Genomic DNA, 19,344 nt, shown 5'->3' with positions numbered 1-19,344 from the left:
TCTAGGACGCCTCGTAGTGACGCGCGCCGCCGCGCACGCCGGCGAACCGGAACGGCGCGGTCGTGACGCGCGGACGCTCGACGTCCTCGCTGGTGGCGGCACCCGCGGCGTGCAGCGCGCGGTAGGCGTCGACCGTCAGCGGGACCCGTGCCTCGAGCAGCGACCGCACGCGACCCGCACGGCGATGCTCGCGGTAGTCGGGCCGGACGGTGCCGGTGATGAGCTCACCGACGCTGCCGGAGCCGTAGCTGAACAGGCCCAGCCGCTCCCCCGCCAGGTCGTCGTCCAGGTCGAGCAGCGCCGCGAGCCCGATCCAGAGCGACGCCGTGTAGGTGTTGCCGGTCTGCCGGTTGTAGGTGAACCCGATCGCCAGGTCGGCCTCGTCGAACGGTGCGCCGACGTGCTGCGTGAGCTTGCGGTGCGCCTTGATCGCCATCTTGGTGAAGGGCTGGTGGTGCACGAACCGGGCGATGTCGTCGTACGCCGGGCCGCCCTGTTCCGCCAGGTCGTCCCATGCACCGACGAACGCGTTGACGTACGCGCTCACCGAGAGCCGACCGTCGACCAGCGCGGTGGAGCGGTCGTTCGGCCGCCAGAAGTCGTCGACGTCCGCCGTGTACACGCCGGCCGCCGGCTCGATCTCGATCAGGTCGGGGTCGGCGGACACCAGGATCGCGGCGGCACCGGCACCCTGGGTCGGTTCGGCCGGGGTGTCGACGTCGTACCGGGCGACGTCGGCGGCGATGACGAGCACCCGCTCGTGCGGGGCGCGGGCGACGATGCCGAGTGCGAGCTGCACCGCGGCCATCCCGCCGTAGCAGGCCTGCTTCAGCTCGACCACGCGGACGGCCTTCGGCAGCCCGAGCAGGCCGTGCACGTACACGCCGGCGGCCTTCGACTGGTCGACGCCGGACTCGGTGGCGAACAGCACCGTGCGGATGCCGTCGACGCCGTGTCGCTCGATGAGCTCCTTCGCGGCGGCGGCGCCCATCGTGACGATGTCCTCGTCGGGCGCGGGCACGCTGAAGGCGTCCTGCCCGATGCCGACGTGGTACTTCGCCGGGTCGACGCCGAGCCGTTCGGCCAGGTCGTCGAGCTCGAGCACGTGGTGCCCGGTCGCGATCGCGATGTCGTGGATGCCGACGCCGGTCATGCCACACCCCCTGCGGGCTTCGCGCCACGGCGTTCCATGGCGACGTGGGCGGCCATCAGCTCACCCGGGTTGGTCTGTGCGGCGAGGAGCGAGAGCTCCCCGCACAGGACGGTCGCGGCGCACAGGGCGGCGAGGCGGCGGGCGTTCCCGCCCGGCTCCCGCTCCTGTCGGCAGCCGAGGCGCACCAGTGCGTCCTCGACGACGGGCAGGTCCCCGCCCTTGCCGTTGCCGACCGTGCCGACGATCAGGTGCGGCAGCGAGGTCGCGAAGTACAGGTCGCCGTCGCGGTCCTCGGCGCTCGTGATGCCCTGCGAGCCCTCGACGATGTTGGCGGCGTCCTGCCCGGTGGCCAGGTAGAAGCCGAGCAGCATGTTCGCGTAGTGCGCGTTCGCCGAGCGGATTGCCCCGGCGATCGTCGAACCGATCAGGTTCTTCGCGATGTTGAGCTCGACGATGCGCGCGGTACTCGACCGCAGGCGCTTCTCGACGACCTCACCGGGGATCACGATCTCGGCGATGGTGTTGCGGCCTCGTCCACGGATGCCGTTCACGGCGGTGGCCTTCTTGTCGGTGCAGAAGTTGCCCGACACCGAGACGTACCGCAGGCCCGGCTGCCAGTCCAGGATCGCCGGCAGCAGCTTGTCCGCCGCCTGCGTGACCATGTTGTGGCCGGAGGCGTCACCGGTGGTGAACGCGAAGCGCAGGAACAGCAGGTCCCCGACGATCTCCGGGTGGACCTCGATGAGCTTGGCGAACCGGCTCTGCCCGGACACGATCGCGGCGAGCTCGTCCTGGCGCGCGAGGATCTGGCCCGCGGCGACGTGGGCTGCTGCAGCGCTGTCGGCACGGACCACGACCGAGCGGGTCATGCGCTCGTCGACGACGGTCGCGACGATGCCGTCCTCGACCATGCGCGAGATGCGGGCGCCGCGGCCGACGGACGGCCAGAGCGGCGACTCGTAGGTGGCGAGGGGGACCTCGTGCTCCCCCTGCACGGCGTTGCCGCTGACGCGGATCGGGCCGACCCACTTGGTGGGGATCGGTGTGAGCAGGTCACTCATCGAGGGCTCCTTCTGGTGCTCGCACCGCGACGCTGAGGTGTCTGATGTCGTGCGCCTCCCAGGCGCGGTGGATGCCGGCGGGGTCGGTGTCCGCCGGGACGAGCGCGATGCCGCAGTCGCCGCCACCGGCACCGGACGGCTTCGCCGCCCCACCCGCCGCCTCGACGACGTCGCACAGGGTCGCGAGACGCTCGGTCTCGATCTGCGACCCGACCGAGTCGCCGAGGCGCTGCAGCAGCCCACGGGCGCGTCTGAGGGCGCCCAGCGTGCGCTCGGCGTCGCCGGTCTGGAGGCCCGTGGTCAGGTCGTCGACGGCGCTGCGGCTCTCGTCGAGGAACGCCTGGTACCCGCCGTTGCGGTGCCGACGCACCACGTCGACGAGCTTCGTGGTGGACGCGGGCGAGCCGGTCCAGCCGACGAGCAGCTGCAGGTTCTCGGGGGCGGGCAGCCGCTGGACGTCGAAGCCGTCCCACGCGTCGGCGTCCGTCAGGATCGCGGACACGGCGTGGTCGCCGAGCATCGCGGCGAGGCGCTCGCGGTCCGGGGCGCTGTACCGCAGCCAGCCACCGAACGTGCTCGCGGCGAGGTCGCCGCCGGAGGCCCGCGGGTTCACCCGGATGGTGGCGAGCAGGGCGACCTGGAAGCGCTGGCGCTGCGTCAGGCCGATGCCGTAGAAGCGGTCGAGTGCGCCGACCGTGGCGACGGTGACCGCAGCCGAGGACCCGAGGCCGAACTTCCGCCCGCTGGCGTCGTCGAGCTGGCTCTCGATGCGCAGGTCGTGGAACCGCGGGGCGATGCCGTGTTCGGCGCGGAGCTTCTCGACCAGGTCGATCGTGGCCATCACGTAGTCGTACGGGTGGTGCTCGCGGTCGAGCGCGAGGCCGTCCTCGGCACGGGTCCACGTGAGCGGCAGGTGCCCGTACTCCTCGGAGTGCACGCTGCCCGCGCCGTGGCCCTCGCGCACCTTCGCCGTGATGGCTCGGTCGAGGGCGATCAGGACGGACGGTTGGCCCGGCTCGACGACGGCGTACTCGCCGGCGACGAACAGCTTGCCGTGTGCACGGAACTCGATCACTGCGCGGACTCCTTCTGGTCGGGATTGCTCCCGATCTCTTCGGAGCGGAGCACCCGCGCGGCAGGTCCGGTGCCGGACTCGATGACGTCCCCCAGCGACGCGAGCGCCCCGGCGACGGCCGACCGGTCCTGCGGCTTCGTGAGCACGACGACGTTCGGGCCCGCGTCGGCCGTGGCGTAGGCCTCGGTGCCGCCGGCACGCAGCTCGGCGACGGCGTCGAACACGGCGACGCTGCGGGCGTTGAGGTAGCGGATCGGGGGGAACGCGCCCTCGATCGTCGCGTGCATGCGGAGCGCGTTGCTCTCGGTGATCTCGCCGATGCGGGTGAAGTCGCCGGCGGCACACGCCGTGAGCATGTCGCCGACGGTCTCGGTGGTCGAGGTCACCCAGGCCGGGTAGAAGGGCGACGTCGCGATGGTGCGGCGCATGGCCTCACGCGATCCGATCGGTTTCGGGCCGGCGTCGATCGTGACCACGACCATGGCCATCGGCGGGGCGGGGATCGGCTCGGCGAAGGAGCCCTGGTTGTCGCCGGCGTGCCAGACGGCGACACCACCCGGGATCGAGCGCGTGGCCGAGCCGGAACCGCGACGGGCCAGACGGGACAGGTCGCGCTGCGACAGGTCCAGGCCGTAGGCCGCGGCGGCCGCGGTCGCCAGGGCGGCGAAGCCGGACGCGCTCGATGCCAGCCCCGCGCCGGTCGGGACGGTGTTGTCGGACACCACCGACGCCCGCTCGGACGACCCCGCGAGCTCGCGCACCAGGTCGAGGAACTGCTGCACGCGCCCCAGCGCACCGTCGTCGACGACGTGACCGTTCAGCGTGAACGCATCACGCGCCTCCCGTCCGCCGTCCACCGTGACGGTGGTCGTCGTCGGGAACACGTCGAGCCCCATCGAGACGCTGCCCGTGGCGGGCAGCGCGAGCTGCGCGTCCGCCTTCCCCCAGTACTTGACGAGGGCGATGTTGGGGTGCGCGACGGCGGTGGCTGTCAGCAAGCGCGGGCTCCGATCGTGGTGGTCCAGGTGGCTGCGGCCCCTGCGCCGCGGAGTGCGGCCGCGATGCGGTCCGCGTGGTCGTCGTCCGCGGCGAGCGCGAGGACGCACCCGCCCCGCCCGCCGCCGGTGAGCTTCGCGCCGAGGGCGTCCGCAGCACGTGCGGCGTCGACGAGCCGGTCCAGGTCGTCACTCGACACGTCGAGTGTGCTGAGCAGGTCGTGCGCGGCGTCCATGGTGGCACCCAGAGCCTGGGCGTCGCCGTCCTCGAGTGTCCCCCGTGCCCGCCGGGCGAGCGCGCCGATCCGGTCGATCACGGCACCGACGCCGGTCGGGTCCTGGTCGTGGCGGGCGCGGACGGCCGACACCGCCTGTCGGGTGTGCCCGGGGACGCCGGTGTCCGCGACGACGAAGGTGAACCGGGCGCCGAGCGTGACGGGTTCGATGTGCCCGCCCTCGAACCAGACCGGCGCGGACGCGACGACGCCCCGGGCGTCGAGGCCGGACGGTCGGCCGTGGGCGACGCGCTCGCACTCCTGGATGAGCTCGTGGTGGGTCTCGACGTCGAGGGTCTCGCCCAGGGCGTCGGCGACGGCGGCGGTCACGGCGGCGGCGACCGCGGCGCTCGAGCCCATGCCGCGTGCTGTCGGCACCTCGCTGTCGACCCGGACGTGGAAGTGCCGGTCGGTGACCCCGAAGTGGCGCAGGGTCGCGGTGACGGCGGTGACGGTCGGCATCACGGCCGCGGGAGCGAGGTCGAGCGGGCCGGTGTGCACGGTCGACTGCAGGCTGTGACCGGGCTGCTCGGCGTCGGCGGCGACCGGGGTGACCGTCGCCACGACCCGTGCGTCGAGCACCGGCAGGACGAGAGCGGGTGCGCCGTAGACCACGGCGTGCTCACCGATCAGGATCGTCTTGCCGTGGGACGACGCCGATCCGTTGCCGGGGGTCGTGGTGTTGTCGAGGTCGCTGCTGGTCATCGTGGGTCACGTCAGCCTAACCGCCCGGGCAGTCGGCGTGTTCGTCAGCTGGGCATCCGCTGCATCGAGTTGTGCACAACTGGGTTGCGTGACAGTGTGGACGCATGCCCGTGACCGACGAGATGGTGTGCTTCTCCCTCTACGCGGCGTCCCGTGCCACCACGCAGGCGTACCGCACGATGCTCGAACCCTGGGGCCTGACGTACCCGCAGTACCTGGTGCTCGTGACCCTGTGGGTCGAGGGCGACCAGACCGTCTCGAGCCTCGGGGAACACCTGCAGCTCGACTCCGGCACCCTCTCGCCGCTGCTCCGCCGCATGGAGCAGAGCGACCTGGTCCGCCGTGAGCGCCGCAGCACCGACGAGCGCGTGGTCACGGTGACCGTCGGCGAGCGCGGGCGCGAACTGCGGTCCGAGCTGAGCGGCATCCCCGCGCGCATCGCCGCCGGGATGGGCCTGGCCGACGAACGCGCCGCCGCCGAGCTCATCGCGACGCTGCACCGGCTGACCGAGACGATGCACGCGGCGGCCGACCCCGAGCGTGACGCCGCTGGCGCTGGCGCTGACGCTGGCGCCGTTTCGCGCTGAGCGACACCGCACGCCGCCGTGCGCCCGTGAACTGTCGCTGATCGCGAGAGCACGCCGCACACCCACTTCACGATCCGCCCCACAAGGAAGGAACCCCATGGAAACCCTCTACACCGCCGAGGCCCTGGCCACCGGCGAAGGCCGCAACGGCCACGTCGCCACGAGCGACGGCACGGTCGAGTTCGACCTCGCCATCCCGAAGGAGATGGGTGGCTCCGGCAACGGCGCCAACCCCGAGCAGCTCTTCGCAGCCGGCTACGCCGCCTGCTTCCACTCCGCACTGCAGGGCGTCGCCCGCAGCCAGAAGGTGAAGATCACCGACTCGTCCGTCGGCGGACGCGTGTCGATCGGCCCGAACGGCAACGGTGGCTACCAGCTCGCCGTCATGCTCGAGGTCGTCATCCCCGGCCTGGAGCACGACCAGGCCCAGGCCCTCGCCGACGCTGCCCACCAGGTCTGCCCGTACTCGAACGCGACCCGCGGCAACATCGACGTCACCATCGTCGTCTCGGAGGACTGACCCGTGAGCACCACCACCCCCACCACCATGCGCGCCGTCGTCCACGAGACGTTCGCCGAGCCCGCCGACGTCCTCGAGGTGCAGGAGCGCCCCGTCCCGACGCCCGGCGCCGGCGAGGTCCTCGTCCGCACGGTCCTCTCCCCCATCCACAACCACGACCTGTGGACCGTCCGCGGCACCTACGGCTTCAAGCCGGAGCTCCCCGCGGCCTCGGGCACCGAGGCACTCGGCGTCGTCGAGGCGCTCGGCGAGGGCGTCACGAACCTGCAGGTCGGCCAGCGCGTCGCCGGCGGCGCCTTCGGCGTCTGGGCCGAGTACTACACCGCGAACGCCGCCGGACTCGTGCCTGTGCCGGACGCGATGTCCGACGAGGCCGCCGCCCAGCTCGTCTCGATGCCGTTCAGCGCCATCAGCCTGCTGCACTCGCTCGACCTGCACGAGGGCGACTGGATCATCCAGAACGCCGCCAACGGTGCGGTCGGACGCATGGTCGCCCAGCTCGGCGCCGCCCGCGGCATCAACGTGATCGGACTCGTCCGTCGCGCCGCCGGAGTCGACGAGCTCCGCGAGCAGGGCATCGAGCGCATCGTCGCCACCGACGCCGACGACTGGCAGGACCAGGTCGCGGCGATCACCGGCGGCGCCCCGATCATCGCGGGCGTCGAGTCGGTGGGTGGCAAGGCGGCCGGCGACATCGCCTCGGTGCTCGGCGAGGACGCCACCCTCGTCGTCTTCGGCGCGATGGCGTCCCCGACGCTCGAGATCCCGTCGGGCAAGGTCATCTTCGGCCAGCTCACCGTGAAGGGCTTCTGGGGCTCCGTCGTCAGCAAGACGATGCCGGCCGAGACGAAGGGGCAGCTCTTCGGTGAGCTCATCACCCGCGTGCTCGACGGCTCGCTGACGCTCCCCGTCGCCGAGACGTTCGCCTTCGAGCAGGTCCGCGACGCCGTGCGCGCCAGCGACACCGCCGGCCGCGTCGGCAAGGTGCTCCTGCGCCCGTAGCGCGACCAGCAGACGGACGGGAGGCCCGTGGCGGATCCGCCACGGGCCTCCCGTCCGTCCCGGGGTGCGTCCCGTCGGCGTCAGCCGCCGATCACGTGGATGCCGTAGGCGGCGAAGAAGCCGAGGACGGCGATGAGGCCCGTCCAGGGTCCGGTCTTCCGGAACGCCTCCGGCAGCATGGTGTCGGCGAGCATCGCCAGGATCGCTCCCGCGGCGACGGCCGTCACCGCGCTCTGCACCCCGGCCGGGGCCTGCCCGAGGATCGCGTACCCACCGAGTGCCGACAGGGCGCAGGCGAGGGCGATGGCCCCCCACACCGTGAAGACGTAGCGGGCACCGCGGCCGTTCGCCTTCATGTCCGAGGTGCTCGACAGCCCCTCCGGCAGGTTCGAGATGATGACGGCCGCGACGACCGCGATGGACAGCGACCCACCGGCGGCGAGTCCGACGCCCTGCACCGCCGTCTCCGGGATGCCGTCGAGCAACGCGCCGAGGGCGATGCCGAGTCCCGTGCCCGAGCCGGGTGACCCGGCTCCGCTGCGCTTCTTGCGCGCACCGCGCCGTTCCAGCAGGACGTCGAGGCCGACGTAGACCACCGCTCCACCCAGGAACCCGGCCATCGCCGTCCAGAACGTGCCGGACCGGGTGGCCTCGGCGACGAGGTCGAAGGAGAGCGCGGAGATGAGGACGCCGGCACCGAAGGCGGTGATCGTGGCGACCACGGTCCGTGGCACGCGGACGAACCAGGCGATCGCGGCGCCGACGACGAGGGCGAGACCGGAAGCCAGGCCGGCCCCGGTCGCCAGGAGGAGGGGATGCACGCGTCGAGTGTAGGAACCGGGTGGTGGGGACGCGCCAAGGTCACCCGGACACGATTGCGTGCCCATGGTGCGCAGAAGACGTCGGGTGCCCTGGGGCGACCCGACGTCTTCGGCGCACTCGGTGCAGCGTGATGTGACCTAGCGGCGCGACGCCTTCACGGGGACGGTGAAGATGTTGCCGGTGGTGACGCCCTCCTCGACCTCCTCGAGGGTGCGACCGCGGCTCTCGGGAACGAACTTCCAGATGAAGAGCAGCGCCAGCAGCCCGACGACCCCGAAGCCGAAGAAGGTCCCGGTGATGCCGGTCGCGGCGACGATCGTCGGGAAGTACAGCCCGAGGAACGCGTTCGCGATCCAGAGGCAGAACACCGAGATGCCCATGCCGAGCGCGCGGATCTGCGTCGGGAAGATCTCGGACAGCACGACCCAGACCGCGATGTTGAGGAAGGTCTGCATCGAGCCGACGAACGCGACGACGAGGAACAGGATGACCCACGGGCGGGCCGGGTTGCCGTCCGGCAGCGCCACCGAGGCGATGCCGATGAGGAAGTGGCAGACGGTCGTCAGCGAGAACCCGATGATCAGGGTCGTGCGACGGTTGATCTTCTCCATGTTGGAGATGGCGATGATGCCACCGATCACGGCGATGACGCCGGGCGCGATGTTGGCGATGAGCGCTGCCGACTGCTCGAAGCCCGACTCGATCAGCACGGTCTGGCCGTAGTACATGATCGAGTTGATGCCGGTGAGCTGCTGCGCGACCCCGAGCCCGGCACCGATGAGCACGATGCGGATGAGCCACTTGTTGCCGAGCAGGGTGCGCCAGCCGCTGACCTTCTGCAGCTTCGCCTCGAGGTCGTTGGTGCGCTTGATGTCGTCGAGCTCGGCGTTCGCCCGCTCCGTCGTGCGGATCTGCCCGAGGACCGAGAGTGCCTCGTCGTTGCGCCCCTTCGACGCGAGCCAGCGCGGCGACTCCGGCACGCGGAGCATGCCGACGAACAGCGCGATCGCGGGGAGCGCACAGACGGCCAGCATGACGCGCCACACGCCGTTGCCCTCACCCCACACGGTACCGATGAAGGCGTTGACCACGAACGCAGCGAGCTGGCCGATCACGATCATGAGCTCGTTGCGGCCGGACAGCGACCCGCGGATCTCGTACGGTGCGAGTTCGGCGAGGAACACCGGCACCACCGTGGAGGCGCCACCCACCGCGAGCCCGAGGAGCACACGACCGACGACGATGACCTCGAACGTCGGCGCGAACACGCAGATCAGCGTGCCGACGAAGAACGTGACGGCCAGCAGGATGATGGTCTTGCGGCGACCCCAGCCGTCGGCGATGCGGCCGCCGAGCATGGCACCGATCGCGGCGCCGAAGAGCAACGAGCTGGTGACCACGCCCTCGGTGAAGTTCGTGAGGCCGAGCTCCGCCTTCATCGGGTTCAGGGCACCGTTGATGACACCGGTGTCGTACCCGAAGAGCAACCCGCCGAACGTGGCGACGAGGGCCAGCACGCCGAGTCGTCGGCGGTGCGGACCGGTCCCCAACGGGGGCAGTGCGACAGTCGGGGCTGTCGGTTTGATGTCGACCATTCGGTGACTCCTTCGTCGGTGATCGCGCTTCATCGCGTGGACCGATCGTAACCCGATTCCATGTCCTGTCAATTGGACATTCTGTCGTCAGGTCGTTTGGATCGGTCCACATAACGCCTGATGAGGAGGGGAGCGGTCCAATGCGCGGGTCGGGCCTAGCGCTCGTCGTCGACGGGGCCCTCGCCCAGGACGTCCCCCAACGAGGCCATGTCGGCGCCGTGGTCGGTGTAGCGGCGTACGGTCCGGCGGGCGGCGGCACTCGCGGCACCGGCCAGGGCGGGGTTGCGTCGGGCAGCGTCGGCGACGCGGCCGGCGTGCCCCGCGGTGGAGAGCAGCACGTTGGCCAGGGCTCGGGCGTCGCCGCGCTCGGGGACCCCGGTCACGGTCCACGCCGTGCGGACCTGCGCATCGGGGGTGACGCCGCGACGGGTGCCCATCCGGTGCCAGTCCGACAGGACGCCTTCGGTGCGCGAGGCCGCGCGGTCTGCCTCGCCTGCACGTCGGCGCGCGGCGTCGCGGGCGTCGGACTCGCCGCCCGTGCCCTCGACCGTGTCGTACCGGTCGGTGAGCCCGTCGGCCCGGCGCCGGACACTGTCGGCCCGTTCACGCGCTGCGACGTCGTCACCACCGGCCGCTGCGATGCGGGCGGCGTGCGCGGCGGCAGCCGCGGCGAGGATCTCCGAACGCTCCATGCCCTCGACCGTAGCCGCTCCGACCGACACCGTCGGACCGTCCGGCGCGGTGGCGGGGCGCGGCGGTGGGCGCGTTTCGCGCTGGGCGACACCTCTCGGGCCAGCGCGCGCGTGAGGTGTCGCTGAGCGCGAAAGCGGCCCGGCGTCCGGCCCGCGGCCGCAGCGCACGCACACGACGGACGGGAGGCCCGTGGCGGATCCGCCACGGGCCTCCCGTCCGTCAGGTGGGGACGTGCGCTACGCGCGCAGCTCCAGGTACTTCGCGATGAGCGCCTTGGTCGACGGGTCCTGCGCGTCGAGCGCAGCCTGGTCGCCCTCGACGGCCGGCGTGACCTGCAGCGCCAGCTGCTTGCCGAGCTCCACACCCCACTGGTCGAACGAGTCGATGCCCCAGATCGTGCCCTCGGTGAACACGATGTGCTCGTACAGCGCGATGAGCTGGCCGAGGACGCTCGGGGTGAGCTCCGGCGCGATGATCGACGTGGTCGGCTTGTTGCCCGGGAACGTGCGCGCCGCGACGATCCCTTCGTCGGTGGTGCCCTCGGCGCGGACCTCGTCGGCGCTCTTGCCGAACGCGAGCGCCTTGGTCTGCGCGAAGAAGTTCGCCAGGAAAAGGGTGTGCACGTCCGTGCCGGGCGCGACGCCCTTGCCGTCGCCGGTCTCGTCCTTGAGCGGACGGGCCGGGTTGGCGACCGTGATGAAGTCGGCCGGGATCAGGCGGGTGCCCTGATGGATGAGCTGGTAGAACGCGTGCTGACCGTTCGTGCCGGGCTCACCCCAGAAGACCTCGCCGGTCTCGGTGGTGACGGGCGAGCCGTCCCAGCGGACGCGCTTGCCGTTCGACTCCATCGTGAGCTGCTGCAGGTACGCGGCGAAGCGGTGCAGGTACTGCGTGTACGGCAGGACCGCGTGGCTCTGCGCACCGAGGAAGTTCGTGTACCAGACGTTGAGCAGGCCCATCAGGACGGGCACGTTCTGCTCGAGCGGCGTGGTGCGGACGTGCTCGTCGATGGCGTGGAAGCCGGCGAGGAACTGCTCCCAGTTCTCCTTGCCGATGGCGATGACGACGCTCGTGCCGATGGCCGAGTCGACCGAGTAGCGGCCGCCCACCCAGTCCCAGAAGCCGAAGGCGTTCTCGGGGTCGATGCCGAAGGCCTCGACCTTGTCGAGCGCGGTGGAGACGGCGACGAAGTGCTTCGCGACGGCGTTCTTCTTCTCGTCGTCCGCGGCGTCGGTCAGGCCGAGCCGCTCCCACAGCCACTGGCGCGCGAGGCGTGCGTTCGTCAGGGTCTCGAGCGTGCCGAAGGTCTTCGACGCGACGATGAAGAGCGTGGTCTCGGGGTCCAGGTCCGCGGTCTTCTCGTAGATGTCCGCCGGGTCGATGTTCGAGACGAAGCGGGCCTCGAGGCCAGCCTGCACGTACGGCTTCAGGGCCTCGTAGACCATGACCGGGCCGAGGTCGGAGCCACCGATGCCGATGTTGACGACGGTCTCGATGCGCTTGCCGGTCACGCCGGTCCAGGCGCCGCTGCGGACCTGCTCGGCGAAGCCGTAGAGCTTGTCGAGCGTGGCGTGCACATCGGCGTCGACGTCCTGGCCGTCGACGGTCAGGGGCGCGGCCGGCACGAGGCCCTCGGTCGCCTTCGGGCGGCGGAGCGCGGTGTGCAGCACGGCGCGGTCCTCGGTCACGTTGATGTGCTCGCCGGCGAGCATCGCCTGGAAGCGTTCGGCAACGCCGGTGTCCTTCGCGACCTGCAGCAGCGCGGCGAGGATCTCGTCGGTCACCAGGCCCTTGGACAGGTCGACGGTCAGGTCGGCCGCCTGGAAGGTGTACTGCTCGGCACGACCGGGGTCGCTGTCGAACCACCCTCGCAGGTCCGGGGTGAAGCCGGCAGCGATGCTGTCGAGCTTCTTCCAGCCTTCGGTCGATGTGGGGTCGACGGGAGCGGATTCGGTCACTTCGGTCCTCCTGGGGATCACGTTCGAGACGTACAGCCCGCGGGTCACGCAGCGCTGCGTCGCGGACCGTCTTCGAGCGTAGTGCGCTCCGGCGGGTGGTGCGCACAGTCGGCCGGGAGGCGCGGCTCGCGTTCGCTGCGCGCGTCACGCCCTCCGGCCGGTCGCGTGCAGGGCCGCAGTCGGCTCGCCGGGTTCAGGGCCGCGGGCTCGCCGGGTTCACGGCTGCGCCGCGAAGCGACGCAGCCGCAGGCTGTTCGTCACGACGAAGACGGACGAGAACGCCATCGCCGCACCCGCGAGCACCGGGTTGAGCAGCCCCGCCATCGCGAGCGGGATCGCCGCGACGTTGTACGCGAACGCCCAGAACAAGTTGCCCTTGATGACGCCGAGCGTCGCGCGCGACAGCCGGATGGCGTCGGCCACCACCGTGAGCCGACCGCTCACGACCGTGATGTCGCTCGCCGCGATGGCCGCATCGGTGCCCGCCCCCATGGCGATGCCGAGGTCGGCCGCGGCCAGCGCGGCGGCGTCGTTCACGCCGTCGCCGACCATCGCGACGCTCCGCCCCTCGGACTGCAGCCGGCGGACGGTCTCGAGCTTCGACGCCGGGGTCGCGCGGGCGTGCACCTCGTCGATGCCGACGCTCGCGGCGACCGAACGTGCGGCACCGTCGTTGTCACCGGTGAGCAGCACCGGGTGCAGGCCGAGCGCCCGGAAGCGGGCGATCGCGTCGGCGGCCTCGGGCTTCACGGTGTCGCCGACGACGACCACGCCGAGGGCCGTGCCGTTCCGGGCGACGACGACCGCCGTGCCCCCGTCGGCCTCGGCGCGGTCGACGGCGTCGGACAGCACCGGGGGCAGGGTGATCGACCACGAGTCGGTGAGCCAGCGGGTCGTGCCGACCAGGACCACGTCGCCGTCCACGACGGCCTGCACACCGGCGCCGGCGGTCGCGGTGAACTGCTCGGCCTCGGGCAGGTCGAGGCCTCGGGCACGGGCCGCGGTGGTGACGGCACGGGCGACGGGGTGTTCGGAGCCGTCCTCGACCGCTGCGGCGAGGCGCAGGACGACGTCCTCGGTCTCGGTGCCCCCGGGGTTCGCGGCGGCGGTGACCGACCGCAGGGTCATCGACCCCGTGGTGACGGTGCCGGTCTTGTCGAGCACGACGGTGTCGACACCGCGGGTGCGCTCGAGCACCTGCGGACCGCCGATCAGGATGCCGAGCTGTGAGCCTCGACCGGTCCCGACCAGCAGGGCGGTGGGCGTGGCGAGTCCGAGGGCGCACGGGCAAGCGATGATGAGCGTGGCGACGGCTGCGGTGAACGCCGCCGTGACCGAACCGCCGAGCACGAGCCAGCCGACGAAGGCCAGCACGGCGAGCGCGATGACGATCGGCACGAAGACCCCGGACACGCGGTCGGCCAGGCGCTGTACCTCGGCCTTGCCGGTCTGGGCGTCCTCGACCAGGCGACCCATCCGGGCGAGCTCGGTGTCGGCGCCGACGCGGGTGATCGCGACGACGAGCCGACCGCCGACGTTGATCGTCGCGCCGGTGACCCGGTCGCCCGGTCCGACCTCGACCGGCACGGACTCGCCGGTGAGCATGCTGAGGTCGACGGCCGAGGAGCCGTCCTGCACCAGGCCGTCACTCGGGATCCGCTCGCCGGGCCGCACCACGACGACGTCGCCCACGACCAGGGACGAGGCCGGCACGCGGTGTTCGGCACCCTCGCGCAGCACGGTGGCGTCCTTCGCACCGAGTTCGAGCAGTGCCCGGAGTGCGGCACCGGACTGCGTCTTCGCGCGGGCCTCCATGTACCGGCCGGCGAGGATGAACACCGTCACGGCCGTCGCGACCTCGAGGTACAGGTCGGTGGCCTCGGGGTCCGTGGCGAACCACGAGAAGGTCATGTGCATGCCGGTCGTGCCGGCGTCGCCGAAGAACAGGGCGTACAGCGACCATCCGAAGGCGGCGAGGACGCCGACGCTCACCAGGGTGTCCATGGTGGCGGCGCCGTGCCGGGCGTTGACCCACGCGGCACGGTGGAACGGGAGCGCGCCCCAGACCGCGACGGGCGCGGCGAGCGTCAGGGCGAGCCACTGCCAGTTCGGGAACTGCAGCGCCGGCACCATCGAGAGCACCACGACGGGCACCGCGAGCACGGCGGACACGATCAGACGTCGGCGCAGCGGGCCGGTCGGGTCGGCATCGGCCACGGCTTCGGCGTCAGCGGCGGCGGGCGGGGCCGGCACCGTGGCGCCGTAACCGGCCGACTCCACCGCGGCGATCAGCGCCTCGGGGTCGGCGGTGCCGTCAGCGGCGACCTGCACCTGCGCCTTCTCGGTGGCGTAGTTGACGGTGGCGGTGACCCCGGGCAGCTTGCCGAGCTTCCGCTCGATGCGGTTCGCACACGAGGCGCAGGTCATCCCGGTGATGTCGAGTTCGACGGTGCGGTCGGTCACGAGCGCACGACCTCGTACCCCGCCTCGGCGACCGCGGCGCGGAGGGCGTCCGCGTCGACGGGTGCCGTCGAGCTGACGGTCACCTCGGACGATCCGCCGGGGACGAGTCGGACGTCGACGCCCGAGACCCCGTCGACCTCGGTGAGTTCCTCGGTGACGCTCATCACGCAGTGGTCGCAGGTCATGCCCTCGACGAGCAGCGTTTCGGTGGTCATGGTGTCTCCTTCTCGGTGGTGGTCGTCAGGGTCAGGAGCGGACGAGCCGGGCGATCGCCTGGCTGGCCTCGCGCACCTTCTCGTCGGCGGCGTCCCCACCCTCGGCGACGGCCTCGGCGACGCAGTGCGCCAGGTGGTCCTCGAGCAGCGACAGCGCGACGCGTTCGAGCGCCCGGTTCGCCGCCGAGATCTGGGTGAGGACGTCGATGCAGTACGTCTCGTCCTCGACCATCCGCGCGATCCCGCGCACCTGTCCCTCGGCGCGACGGAGTCGCTTGAGCAGGTCGTCCTTGTCGCCGATGTACCCGACGTGTTCGTGCATGTCTGCCTCCACCGTTCTCAACACGGTACCCCCCTAGGGTATTCCTTCCCGTGCCCGGTGCGACTGATGGCATGATCGGCGCATGGACCCCTCGACGACGAACGGATTCCGCCGGTTGCGGTTCTCCGACGGCGAGGGTTCCGACTACTCCGCGATCTTCGCGGCCGAGTACGGCGGCTCGGACTTCGCCTCCGAGACCTTCGCCACCGACGACACCCGGTACGAGTACACGGTCGTGGGCGACGACGACCTGTCGCTGCGCACCATGCGGGCCGAGGGCGGCCGACGCGGCGGGATCATCGGCGTGCGGGACGACCACGTGGTGTTCTGGCTCACCAAGGGCCGGCTCGAGATGCACTTCGCCGACCGCACCCGCGTCGTCGAGCCGGGCAGCCCGTACATCGCCTCGGCGTCCGAGGCCTACCGGTTCGAGTCCGACGGCACCGTCTACAACGGCGTGCACGTGTCCGACCGGTTCCTGCGGAGCGTCGGCCGTGACCTCGGCTACCGCCTGCCCGACGGCCCGCTGCTGTTCGACCAGCAGGACGAGGTCGTCGCCCGGCGTGAACCCCTGCGGCACCTGATCCGCGAGCTCGGGCCGGCCCTGGTCGACGACCGCGTGCTCGGCCCGATGCGGACCGCCCTGAACCGTCGGCTGGCCGTGGTCATCCTCGACACGTTCCCCATCCGCAACCGCGGCGACGACGTGCCCGTGGCGAACCGGCTCCGCGACGCGATCCGGTTCATCGAACAGCACGCCGCCGAACGCCCCTCGGTGCCCACGATCGCCGCCGCGTGCGGACTGAGTCAGCGCGGGCTGCAGGACGTCTTCGCCCGGACGCTCGACACCACCCCGCACCGGTTCCTCCGCGACCACCGCCTGGACCGCGTGCGCGAAGAGCTCCTGCGTGCGGGCCGCGGGGGCGCGACGGGCGCAGACTGCCCACTCGTGTCGTCGGGGATCGCCGCGATCGCCCGCCGCTGGGGCTTCACCAACCCCGGCCGGTTCGCCGAGACCTACCGCGAACGCTTCGGCGAGGACCCGGCCACCACGAAGCGCCCAGCACTCGCGGCGCAGCCGGAGTCCGGGAAGGCGTCGTGGCGGGTCCGGCGCGCAGTCGCGTTCATCGAGCAGCACCTCGACGACCCGCTCACGCTCGACGACGTCGCGGCCGCTGCAGGGGTGCTCCCCCGACGGCTGCAGCAGCTCTTCCGCGAGGAGCGCGGCGAGTCCCCGATGGCCTGTGTCCGCGCCATGCGGGCCGCTGCCGAGCGCAACGGCGCGGCCGGAATCGGCTGAACGGCCTGCTGGAACGCCTCAGGGGTACACACACGTCCCCGGTTCTCCGGGCATCCCTGGACATCGCCCGAGTCCGTGAATCCGCGTGTGACGAATCTCTTCCACAGCCCGTCTCATCCGTGAACAGCAACCGCTGGGAACGCCCGGCGGGTCAACGGAAGGAACGAACATGGCTGACACCATCACCCCCGCGACCACGGCCACCCGTGCCACCTCGCACGCCGGCACCAGCGGCGTCACCGGCAAGACCGTCATCGACGACACCGTCGTGTCGAAGGTCGCCGGCATCGCCGCCCGCGAGGTCAACGGCGTGCACTCCCTCGGCAACGGCGCAGCCCGTGCCATCGGAGCCCTCCGCGACGCCATCGGCCAGCGCGACTTCGGTCAGGGCGTCAAGGTCGAGGTCGGCGAGAAGCAGGTCGCCGCGGACATCGTGATCGTCGCCGAGTACCCGGTGTCGCTCCAGCAGGTCGCCGACGGCGTCCGTGCCGGAGTCGCCCGTGCCCTCGAGCAGATCGTCGGCATGGAGGTCGCCGAGGTCAACGTGACCGTCCAGGACGTCTACATCCCGGGCGACGACGACGACAACGAGGACGAGAAGAAGGAAGCGCGAGTCGCATGAGCAACACGCTGATCGGCGCCCTCATCGGCGCAGTCCTCGCCGTCGTGGCACTGCAGTTCGGGTTCTGGGGCTTCGTGCTCGTGATCGTGTTCGGTGCGATCGGGGCCCTCGTGGCCGCGCTCGCCACCGGTCGCATCGACCGCCGTGCCCTGACCGACGTGCTGACCGGACGCCGGAGCTCCCGGTGAACGCCGGCCCGGACGTCCCGGGCCGCGTCGAGATCACCGCACGCGCGCTCACCTCGCTGGCGCGGGCCGTCGCAGCCGAAGGGCTCGGCGCCCCCGCCAAGCGGGTGCGCGTCGGACTCGGCGACGCGTCGGGAGCACTGTCGCTCGACATCACCGGGCCGATCGCCGCGAGCGACGACATCGTCTCCGGGTCGATCCGGATCGCGGACCAGGTCAAGGGCCGCGTGAGCGACCTGACCGGTCGCCGCGTCGGCAGTGCCCACATCGAACTCACCGGGATCGTGCGCGAGCACGGGTCCCGTGCCCGCTAGGAGGCCATCATGAGCAACGGTTCCGTCGAACGACGCATCCGTCGTCGGAGCGTGCACCGCTCCCGCTCCACAGCAGTGGCGGTGGCGCTCGTGGTGCTCGCCCTGGTGGCCGCCTGGATCGGCACCGAGGCGGTGCTCAGCGCGATCGGACGCCCGCCGCTCGTCGCCGACCCCCAGACCGTGGTCGACACGGCGCTCCGCCCGGACGCCGCGTTCGTCACCGTCGTCGAGGTCGTCGCGGGTGCGCTCGTGGTCCTCGGTGTCGTGCTGGTCGTCCTCGCGCTCAAGCCCGGCCGCAAGCACCGATCGGTCGTCGAGCACGAACGCGGTGCGGTCGTCATCGACGCCCGCATCGTCGCCTCCACCGCGGCGAACGCCGCCGGCATGGCGGCCGGTGTCCCCGAGGGGAACGCCTCCGCCACCGCCCGTGGCCGTACCACCGAGGTCCGTATCGTCCCCGTCACCGGAGTGCCGGTCGACGAGGCGAGCGTCCGCGCCGCCGTCGTGGAGCGTCTGAGCGGCCTCGACGAGCGCTTCGGCCGACGTGTCCGCGTCCGGGTCGAGGAGAAGGGAACCCTGGCATGACCAAGAGCAACCGGACCCTCAACCGGATCATCCTGTTCGTCCTCGGCCTCGTCGCCGTCGTCGTCGGCCTCACCATCGGCGCGGGTGTGCTGCCCGCCGTGCAGGACGCGGTGAAGCCCTACGTCGACCTGCCGAGCAACCTGGACGTCCCCGCGTCCTCGCTCTGGATCGTCGCCGTCGCCTGCGCCGTCGTGATCGTGCTCGCCCTCGTCTGGGTGTTCACCCGCGGTGGGGGCGGCACGTCCGTCGCCGTCCGCGAACGCTCGGGTGAGGACGCCGTCACGGTGAACGTCGCCGTCGTCCGCGACGTCGTCGAGCACGAGCTCGCCGGGGTCCGCGACGTCGTCGGCTCCCGCGTCGACACCTACCTGGTGCGCAAGCAGCGTGCCGCTCGCATCCGTGTCGCGGTCCGCCGCGGCGGGGACGCCGTCACCGTGCTCGACGCCGTCGACCGCGCCGTCGCGGTCCTCGACCGCACGCTCGGCCGCCAGGTGCCCGTCCTGGTCCACCTCACCGGTGGTACCCGCTCCGCGCTCGCGAAGTCGACCCGCGTCCACTGACACCCGACAGCCGGACGCGACCCCGGGCCTCCCGGCCCACCGAAGACCCACGCAACACCCACCACCGGGCACACGCCCGACCGATGAAAGGACCCGTCATGGGACTCGACGACAAGATCAAGAACGCTGCACAGGACCTCGCCGGCAAAGCCAAGGAGGCCGTGGGCAAGGCCCAGAACGACGACTCCAAGGTCGCCGAGGGCCAGAAGGACCAGGCCTCCGCGAGCGTCAAGCAGACCGGTGAGGACGTCAAGGACGTCTTCAAGAAGTAGGACGCCCGATGCGTGTCGGGGCACTCGCGACGTCGAGTGCCCCGACGCGTCCCCGCGGACCCGAA

The 19,344-nt window shown here is 71.7% G+C and carries 22 protein-coding genes; 10 read left to right on the top strand and 12 right to left on the bottom strand.

The annotated features are described in order from the left end of the window. Position 1: 1 nt before the first annotated feature. The 5 genes from Q9R26_RS00665 to mvk are packed head-to-tail and all read right to left on the bottom strand — an operon-like array spanning position 2 to position 5,264. Positions 2 to 1,153 carry a hydroxymethylglutaryl-CoA synthase gene (locus Q9R26_RS00665; protein ID WP_182065152.1) on the bottom strand — a complete coding sequence of 384 codons (1,152 nt, stop codon included), beginning with the start codon at positions 1,151 to 1,153 and terminating at the stop codon, positions 2 to 4. Then, a complete protein-coding gene (locus Q9R26_RS00660) occupies positions 1,150 to 2,214 on the bottom strand; it encodes a hydroxymethylglutaryl-CoA reductase (protein ID WP_182065153.1) in 1,065 nt (354 codons plus the stop codon). Before Q9R26_RS00660 ends, Q9R26_RS00665 begins: the two co-directional genes overlap by 4 nt. Further along, a complete protein-coding gene (locus Q9R26_RS00655; protein WP_182065154.1) occupies positions 2,207 to 3,289 on the bottom strand; it encodes a phosphomevalonate kinase in 1,083 nt (360 codons plus the stop codon). Before Q9R26_RS00655 ends, Q9R26_RS00660 begins: the two co-directional genes overlap by 8 nt. Beyond that, a complete protein-coding gene (mvaD, locus tag Q9R26_RS00650; protein ID WP_311226265.1) occupies positions 3,286 to 4,287 on the bottom strand; it encodes a diphosphomevalonate decarboxylase in 1,002 nt (333 codons plus the stop codon). The genes Q9R26_RS00655 and mvaD overlap by 4 nt, the downstream gene beginning before the upstream one ends. Beyond that, positions 4,281 to 5,264: a mevalonate kinase gene (gene mvk / locus Q9R26_RS00645; protein WP_182065156.1), complete on the bottom strand. Its 984-nt coding sequence runs from the start codon at positions 5,262 to 5,264 to the stop codon at positions 4,281 to 4,283. Before mvk ends, mvaD begins: the two co-directional genes overlap by 7 nt. A gap of 104 nt (positions 5,265 to 5,368) precedes the next feature. Here mvk and Q9R26_RS00640 point away from each other — a divergent pair, with 104 nt between their 5' ends. The 3 genes from Q9R26_RS00640 to Q9R26_RS00630 all read left to right on the top strand — a co-directional run bounded on the left by Q9R26_RS00640 (position 5,369) and on the right by Q9R26_RS00630 (position 7,373). Next, complete coding sequence (locus tag Q9R26_RS00640; RefSeq protein WP_259580209.1) at positions 5,369 to 5,851, top strand: MarR family winged helix-turn-helix transcriptional regulator; 483 nt, start codon at positions 5,369 to 5,371, stop codon at positions 5,849 to 5,851. 97 nt (positions 5,852 to 5,948) lie between these two features. Continuing rightward, entirely contained in the window at positions 5,949 to 6,371 is a 423-nt protein-coding gene (locus tag Q9R26_RS00635; protein WP_071406102.1) for an organic hydroperoxide resistance protein, read from the top strand. Positions 6,372 to 6,398: 27 nt separating this feature from the next. Further along, positions 6,399 to 7,373: a zinc-binding dehydrogenase gene (locus Q9R26_RS00630; RefSeq protein WP_262140067.1), complete on the top strand. Its 975-nt coding sequence runs from the start codon at positions 6,399 to 6,401 to the stop codon at positions 7,371 to 7,373. Between the two features lie 80 nt (positions 7,374 to 7,453). Here the strand turns inward: Q9R26_RS00630 and Q9R26_RS00625 are convergent, their stop codons facing one another. The 7 genes from Q9R26_RS00625 to Q9R26_RS00595 all read right to left on the bottom strand — a co-directional run bounded on the left by Q9R26_RS00625 (position 7,454) and on the right by Q9R26_RS00595 (position 15,441). Continuing rightward, positions 7,454 to 8,194 (bottom strand): ZIP family metal transporter, encoded by a 741-nt coding sequence (locus Q9R26_RS00625; protein WP_182065158.1) that lies wholly within the window; start codon positions 8,192 to 8,194, stop codon positions 7,454 to 7,456. Between the two features lie 138 nt (positions 8,195 to 8,332). After that, complete coding sequence (locus Q9R26_RS00620) at positions 8,333 to 9,790, bottom strand: sugar porter family MFS transporter (protein WP_182065159.1); 1,458 nt, start codon at positions 9,788 to 9,790, stop codon at positions 8,333 to 8,335. A 155-nt stretch (positions 9,791 to 9,945) separates the two neighbouring features. Continuing rightward, positions 9,946 to 10,482, bottom strand: a complete 537-nt coding sequence (locus Q9R26_RS00615; RefSeq protein ID WP_182065160.1) for a hypothetical protein — start codon at positions 10,480 to 10,482, stop codon at positions 9,946 to 9,948. 237 nt (positions 10,483 to 10,719) lie between these two features. Continuing rightward, positions 10,720 to 12,441, bottom strand: coding sequence for a glucose-6-phosphate isomerase (pgi, locus tag Q9R26_RS00610; protein ID WP_311226264.1), 1,722 nt, complete (start codon positions 12,439 to 12,441; stop codon positions 10,720 to 10,722). A 216-nt stretch (positions 12,442 to 12,657) separates the two neighbouring features. Continuing rightward, complete coding sequence (locus Q9R26_RS00605) at positions 12,658 to 14,904, bottom strand: heavy metal translocating P-type ATPase (protein ID WP_311226263.1); 2,247 nt, start codon at positions 14,902 to 14,904, stop codon at positions 12,658 to 12,660. Further along, entirely contained in the window at positions 14,901 to 15,119 is a 219-nt protein-coding gene (locus Q9R26_RS00600) for a heavy-metal-associated domain-containing protein (protein WP_182065163.1), read from the bottom strand. The genes Q9R26_RS00605 and Q9R26_RS00600 overlap by 4 nt, the downstream gene beginning before the upstream one ends. Positions 15,120 to 15,150: 31 nt before the next feature. After that, positions 15,151 to 15,441 (bottom strand): metal-sensitive transcriptional regulator, encoded by a 291-nt coding sequence (locus Q9R26_RS00595; protein WP_027466001.1) that lies wholly within the window; start codon positions 15,439 to 15,441, stop codon positions 15,151 to 15,153. 82 nt (positions 15,442 to 15,523) lie between these two features. Here Q9R26_RS00595 and Q9R26_RS00590 point away from each other — a divergent pair, with 82 nt between their 5' ends. The 7 genes from Q9R26_RS00590 (at position 15,524) to Q9R26_RS00560 (ending at position 19,279) form a co-directional block, all read left to right on the top strand. Beyond that, the gene (locus Q9R26_RS00590) at positions 15,524 to 16,741 is read left to right on the top strand and encodes a helix-turn-helix domain-containing protein (RefSeq protein ID WP_311226262.1); all 1,218 of its coding nucleotides are present in this window, start codon (positions 15,524 to 15,526) and stop codon (positions 16,739 to 16,741) included. Between the two features lie 169 nt (positions 16,742 to 16,910). Then, the gene (locus tag Q9R26_RS00585) at positions 16,911 to 17,363 is read left to right on the top strand and encodes an Asp23/Gls24 family envelope stress response protein (RefSeq protein WP_209134211.1); all 453 of its coding nucleotides are present in this window, start codon (positions 16,911 to 16,913) and stop codon (positions 17,361 to 17,363) included. Then, a complete protein-coding gene (locus Q9R26_RS00580; RefSeq protein ID WP_311226261.1) occupies positions 17,360 to 17,551 on the top strand; it encodes a DUF2273 domain-containing protein in 192 nt (63 codons plus the stop codon). Before Q9R26_RS00585 ends, Q9R26_RS00580 begins: the two co-directional genes overlap by 4 nt. Further along, a complete protein-coding gene (locus tag Q9R26_RS00575; RefSeq protein WP_209134215.1) occupies positions 17,548 to 17,862 on the top strand; it encodes a hypothetical protein in 315 nt (104 codons plus the stop codon). The genes Q9R26_RS00580 and Q9R26_RS00575 overlap by 4 nt, the downstream gene beginning before the upstream one ends. Before the next feature lie 9 nt (positions 17,863 to 17,871). Then, positions 17,872 to 18,447 (top strand): DUF6286 domain-containing protein, encoded by a 576-nt coding sequence (locus Q9R26_RS00570; protein WP_311226260.1) that lies wholly within the window; start codon positions 17,872 to 17,874, stop codon positions 18,445 to 18,447. Then, a complete protein-coding gene (locus tag Q9R26_RS00565) occupies positions 18,444 to 19,007 on the top strand; it encodes a hypothetical protein (RefSeq protein ID WP_311226259.1) in 564 nt (187 codons plus the stop codon). Before Q9R26_RS00570 ends, Q9R26_RS00565 begins: the two co-directional genes overlap by 4 nt. 98 nt (positions 19,008 to 19,105) lie before the next feature. Continuing rightward, complete coding sequence (locus Q9R26_RS00560) at positions 19,106 to 19,279, top strand: CsbD family protein (RefSeq protein WP_311226258.1); 174 nt, start codon at positions 19,106 to 19,108, stop codon at positions 19,277 to 19,279. The last annotated feature ends 65 nt before the right edge of the window (positions 19,280 to 19,344 follow it).

Origin of the sequence: Curtobacterium sp. BRB10 (genome assembly GCF_031844325.1) — a bacterium.
Taxonomy (GTDB): Bacteria; Actinomycetota; Actinomycetes; order Actinomycetales; family Microbacteriaceae; genus Curtobacterium; species Curtobacterium poinsettiae_A.
The sequence above is the reverse complement of the archived record's forward strand: the minus strand, read 5'-3'. Positions and strand labels throughout refer to the sequence as shown.

Coding starts and splice junctions, on each gene's coding strand:
- Q9R26_RS00665 (WP_182065152.1), bottom strand. CDS start 1,153: ATGACCGGCGTCGGCATCCACGACATCGCGATCGCGACCGGGCACCAC.
- Q9R26_RS00660 (WP_182065153.1), bottom strand. CDS start 2,214: ATGAGTGACCTGCTCACACCGATCCCCACCAAGTGGGTCGGCCCGATC.
- mvk (WP_182065156.1), bottom strand. CDS start 5,264: ATGACCAGCAGCGACCTCGACAACACCACGACCCCCGGCAACGGATCG.
- Q9R26_RS00640 (WP_259580209.1), top strand. CDS start 5,369: ATGCCCGTGACCGACGAGATGGTGTGCTTCTCCCTCTACGCGGCGTCC.
- Q9R26_RS00635 (WP_071406102.1), top strand. CDS start 5,949: ATGGAAACCCTCTACACCGCCGAGGCCCTGGCCACCGGCGAAGGCCGC.
- Q9R26_RS00630 (WP_262140067.1), top strand. CDS start 6,399: ATGCGCGCCGTCGTCCACGAGACGTTCGCCGAGCCCGCCGACGTCCTC.
- Q9R26_RS00620 (WP_182065159.1), bottom strand. CDS start 9,790: ATGGTCGACATCAAACCGACAGCCCCGACTGTCGCACTGCCCCCGTTG.
- Q9R26_RS00615 (WP_182065160.1), bottom strand. CDS start 10,482: ATGGAGCGTTCGGAGATCCTCGCCGCGGCTGCCGCCGCGCACGCCGCC.
- Q9R26_RS00600 (WP_182065163.1), bottom strand. CDS start 15,119: ATGACCACCGAAACGCTGCTCGTCGAGGGCATGACCTGCGACCACTGC.
- Q9R26_RS00595 (WP_027466001.1), bottom strand. CDS start 15,441: ATGCACGAACACGTCGGGTACATCGGCGACAAGGACGACCTGCTCAAG.
- Q9R26_RS00590 (WP_311226262.1), top strand. CDS start 15,524: ATGGACCCCTCGACGACGAACGGATTCCGCCGGTTGCGGTTCTCCGAC.
- Q9R26_RS00585 (WP_209134211.1), top strand. CDS start 16,911: ATGGCTGACACCATCACCCCCGCGACCACGGCCACCCGTGCCACCTCG.
- Q9R26_RS00580 (WP_311226261.1), top strand. CDS start 17,360: ATGAGCAACACGCTGATCGGCGCCCTCATCGGCGCAGTCCTCGCCGTC.
- Q9R26_RS00570 (WP_311226260.1), top strand. CDS start 17,872: ATGAGCAACGGTTCCGTCGAACGACGCATCCGTCGTCGGAGCGTGCAC.
- Q9R26_RS00565 (WP_311226259.1), top strand. CDS start 18,444: ATGACCAAGAGCAACCGGACCCTCAACCGGATCATCCTGTTCGTCCTC.
- Q9R26_RS00560 (WP_311226258.1), top strand. CDS start 19,106: ATGGGACTCGACGACAAGATCAAGAACGCTGCACAGGACCTCGCCGGC.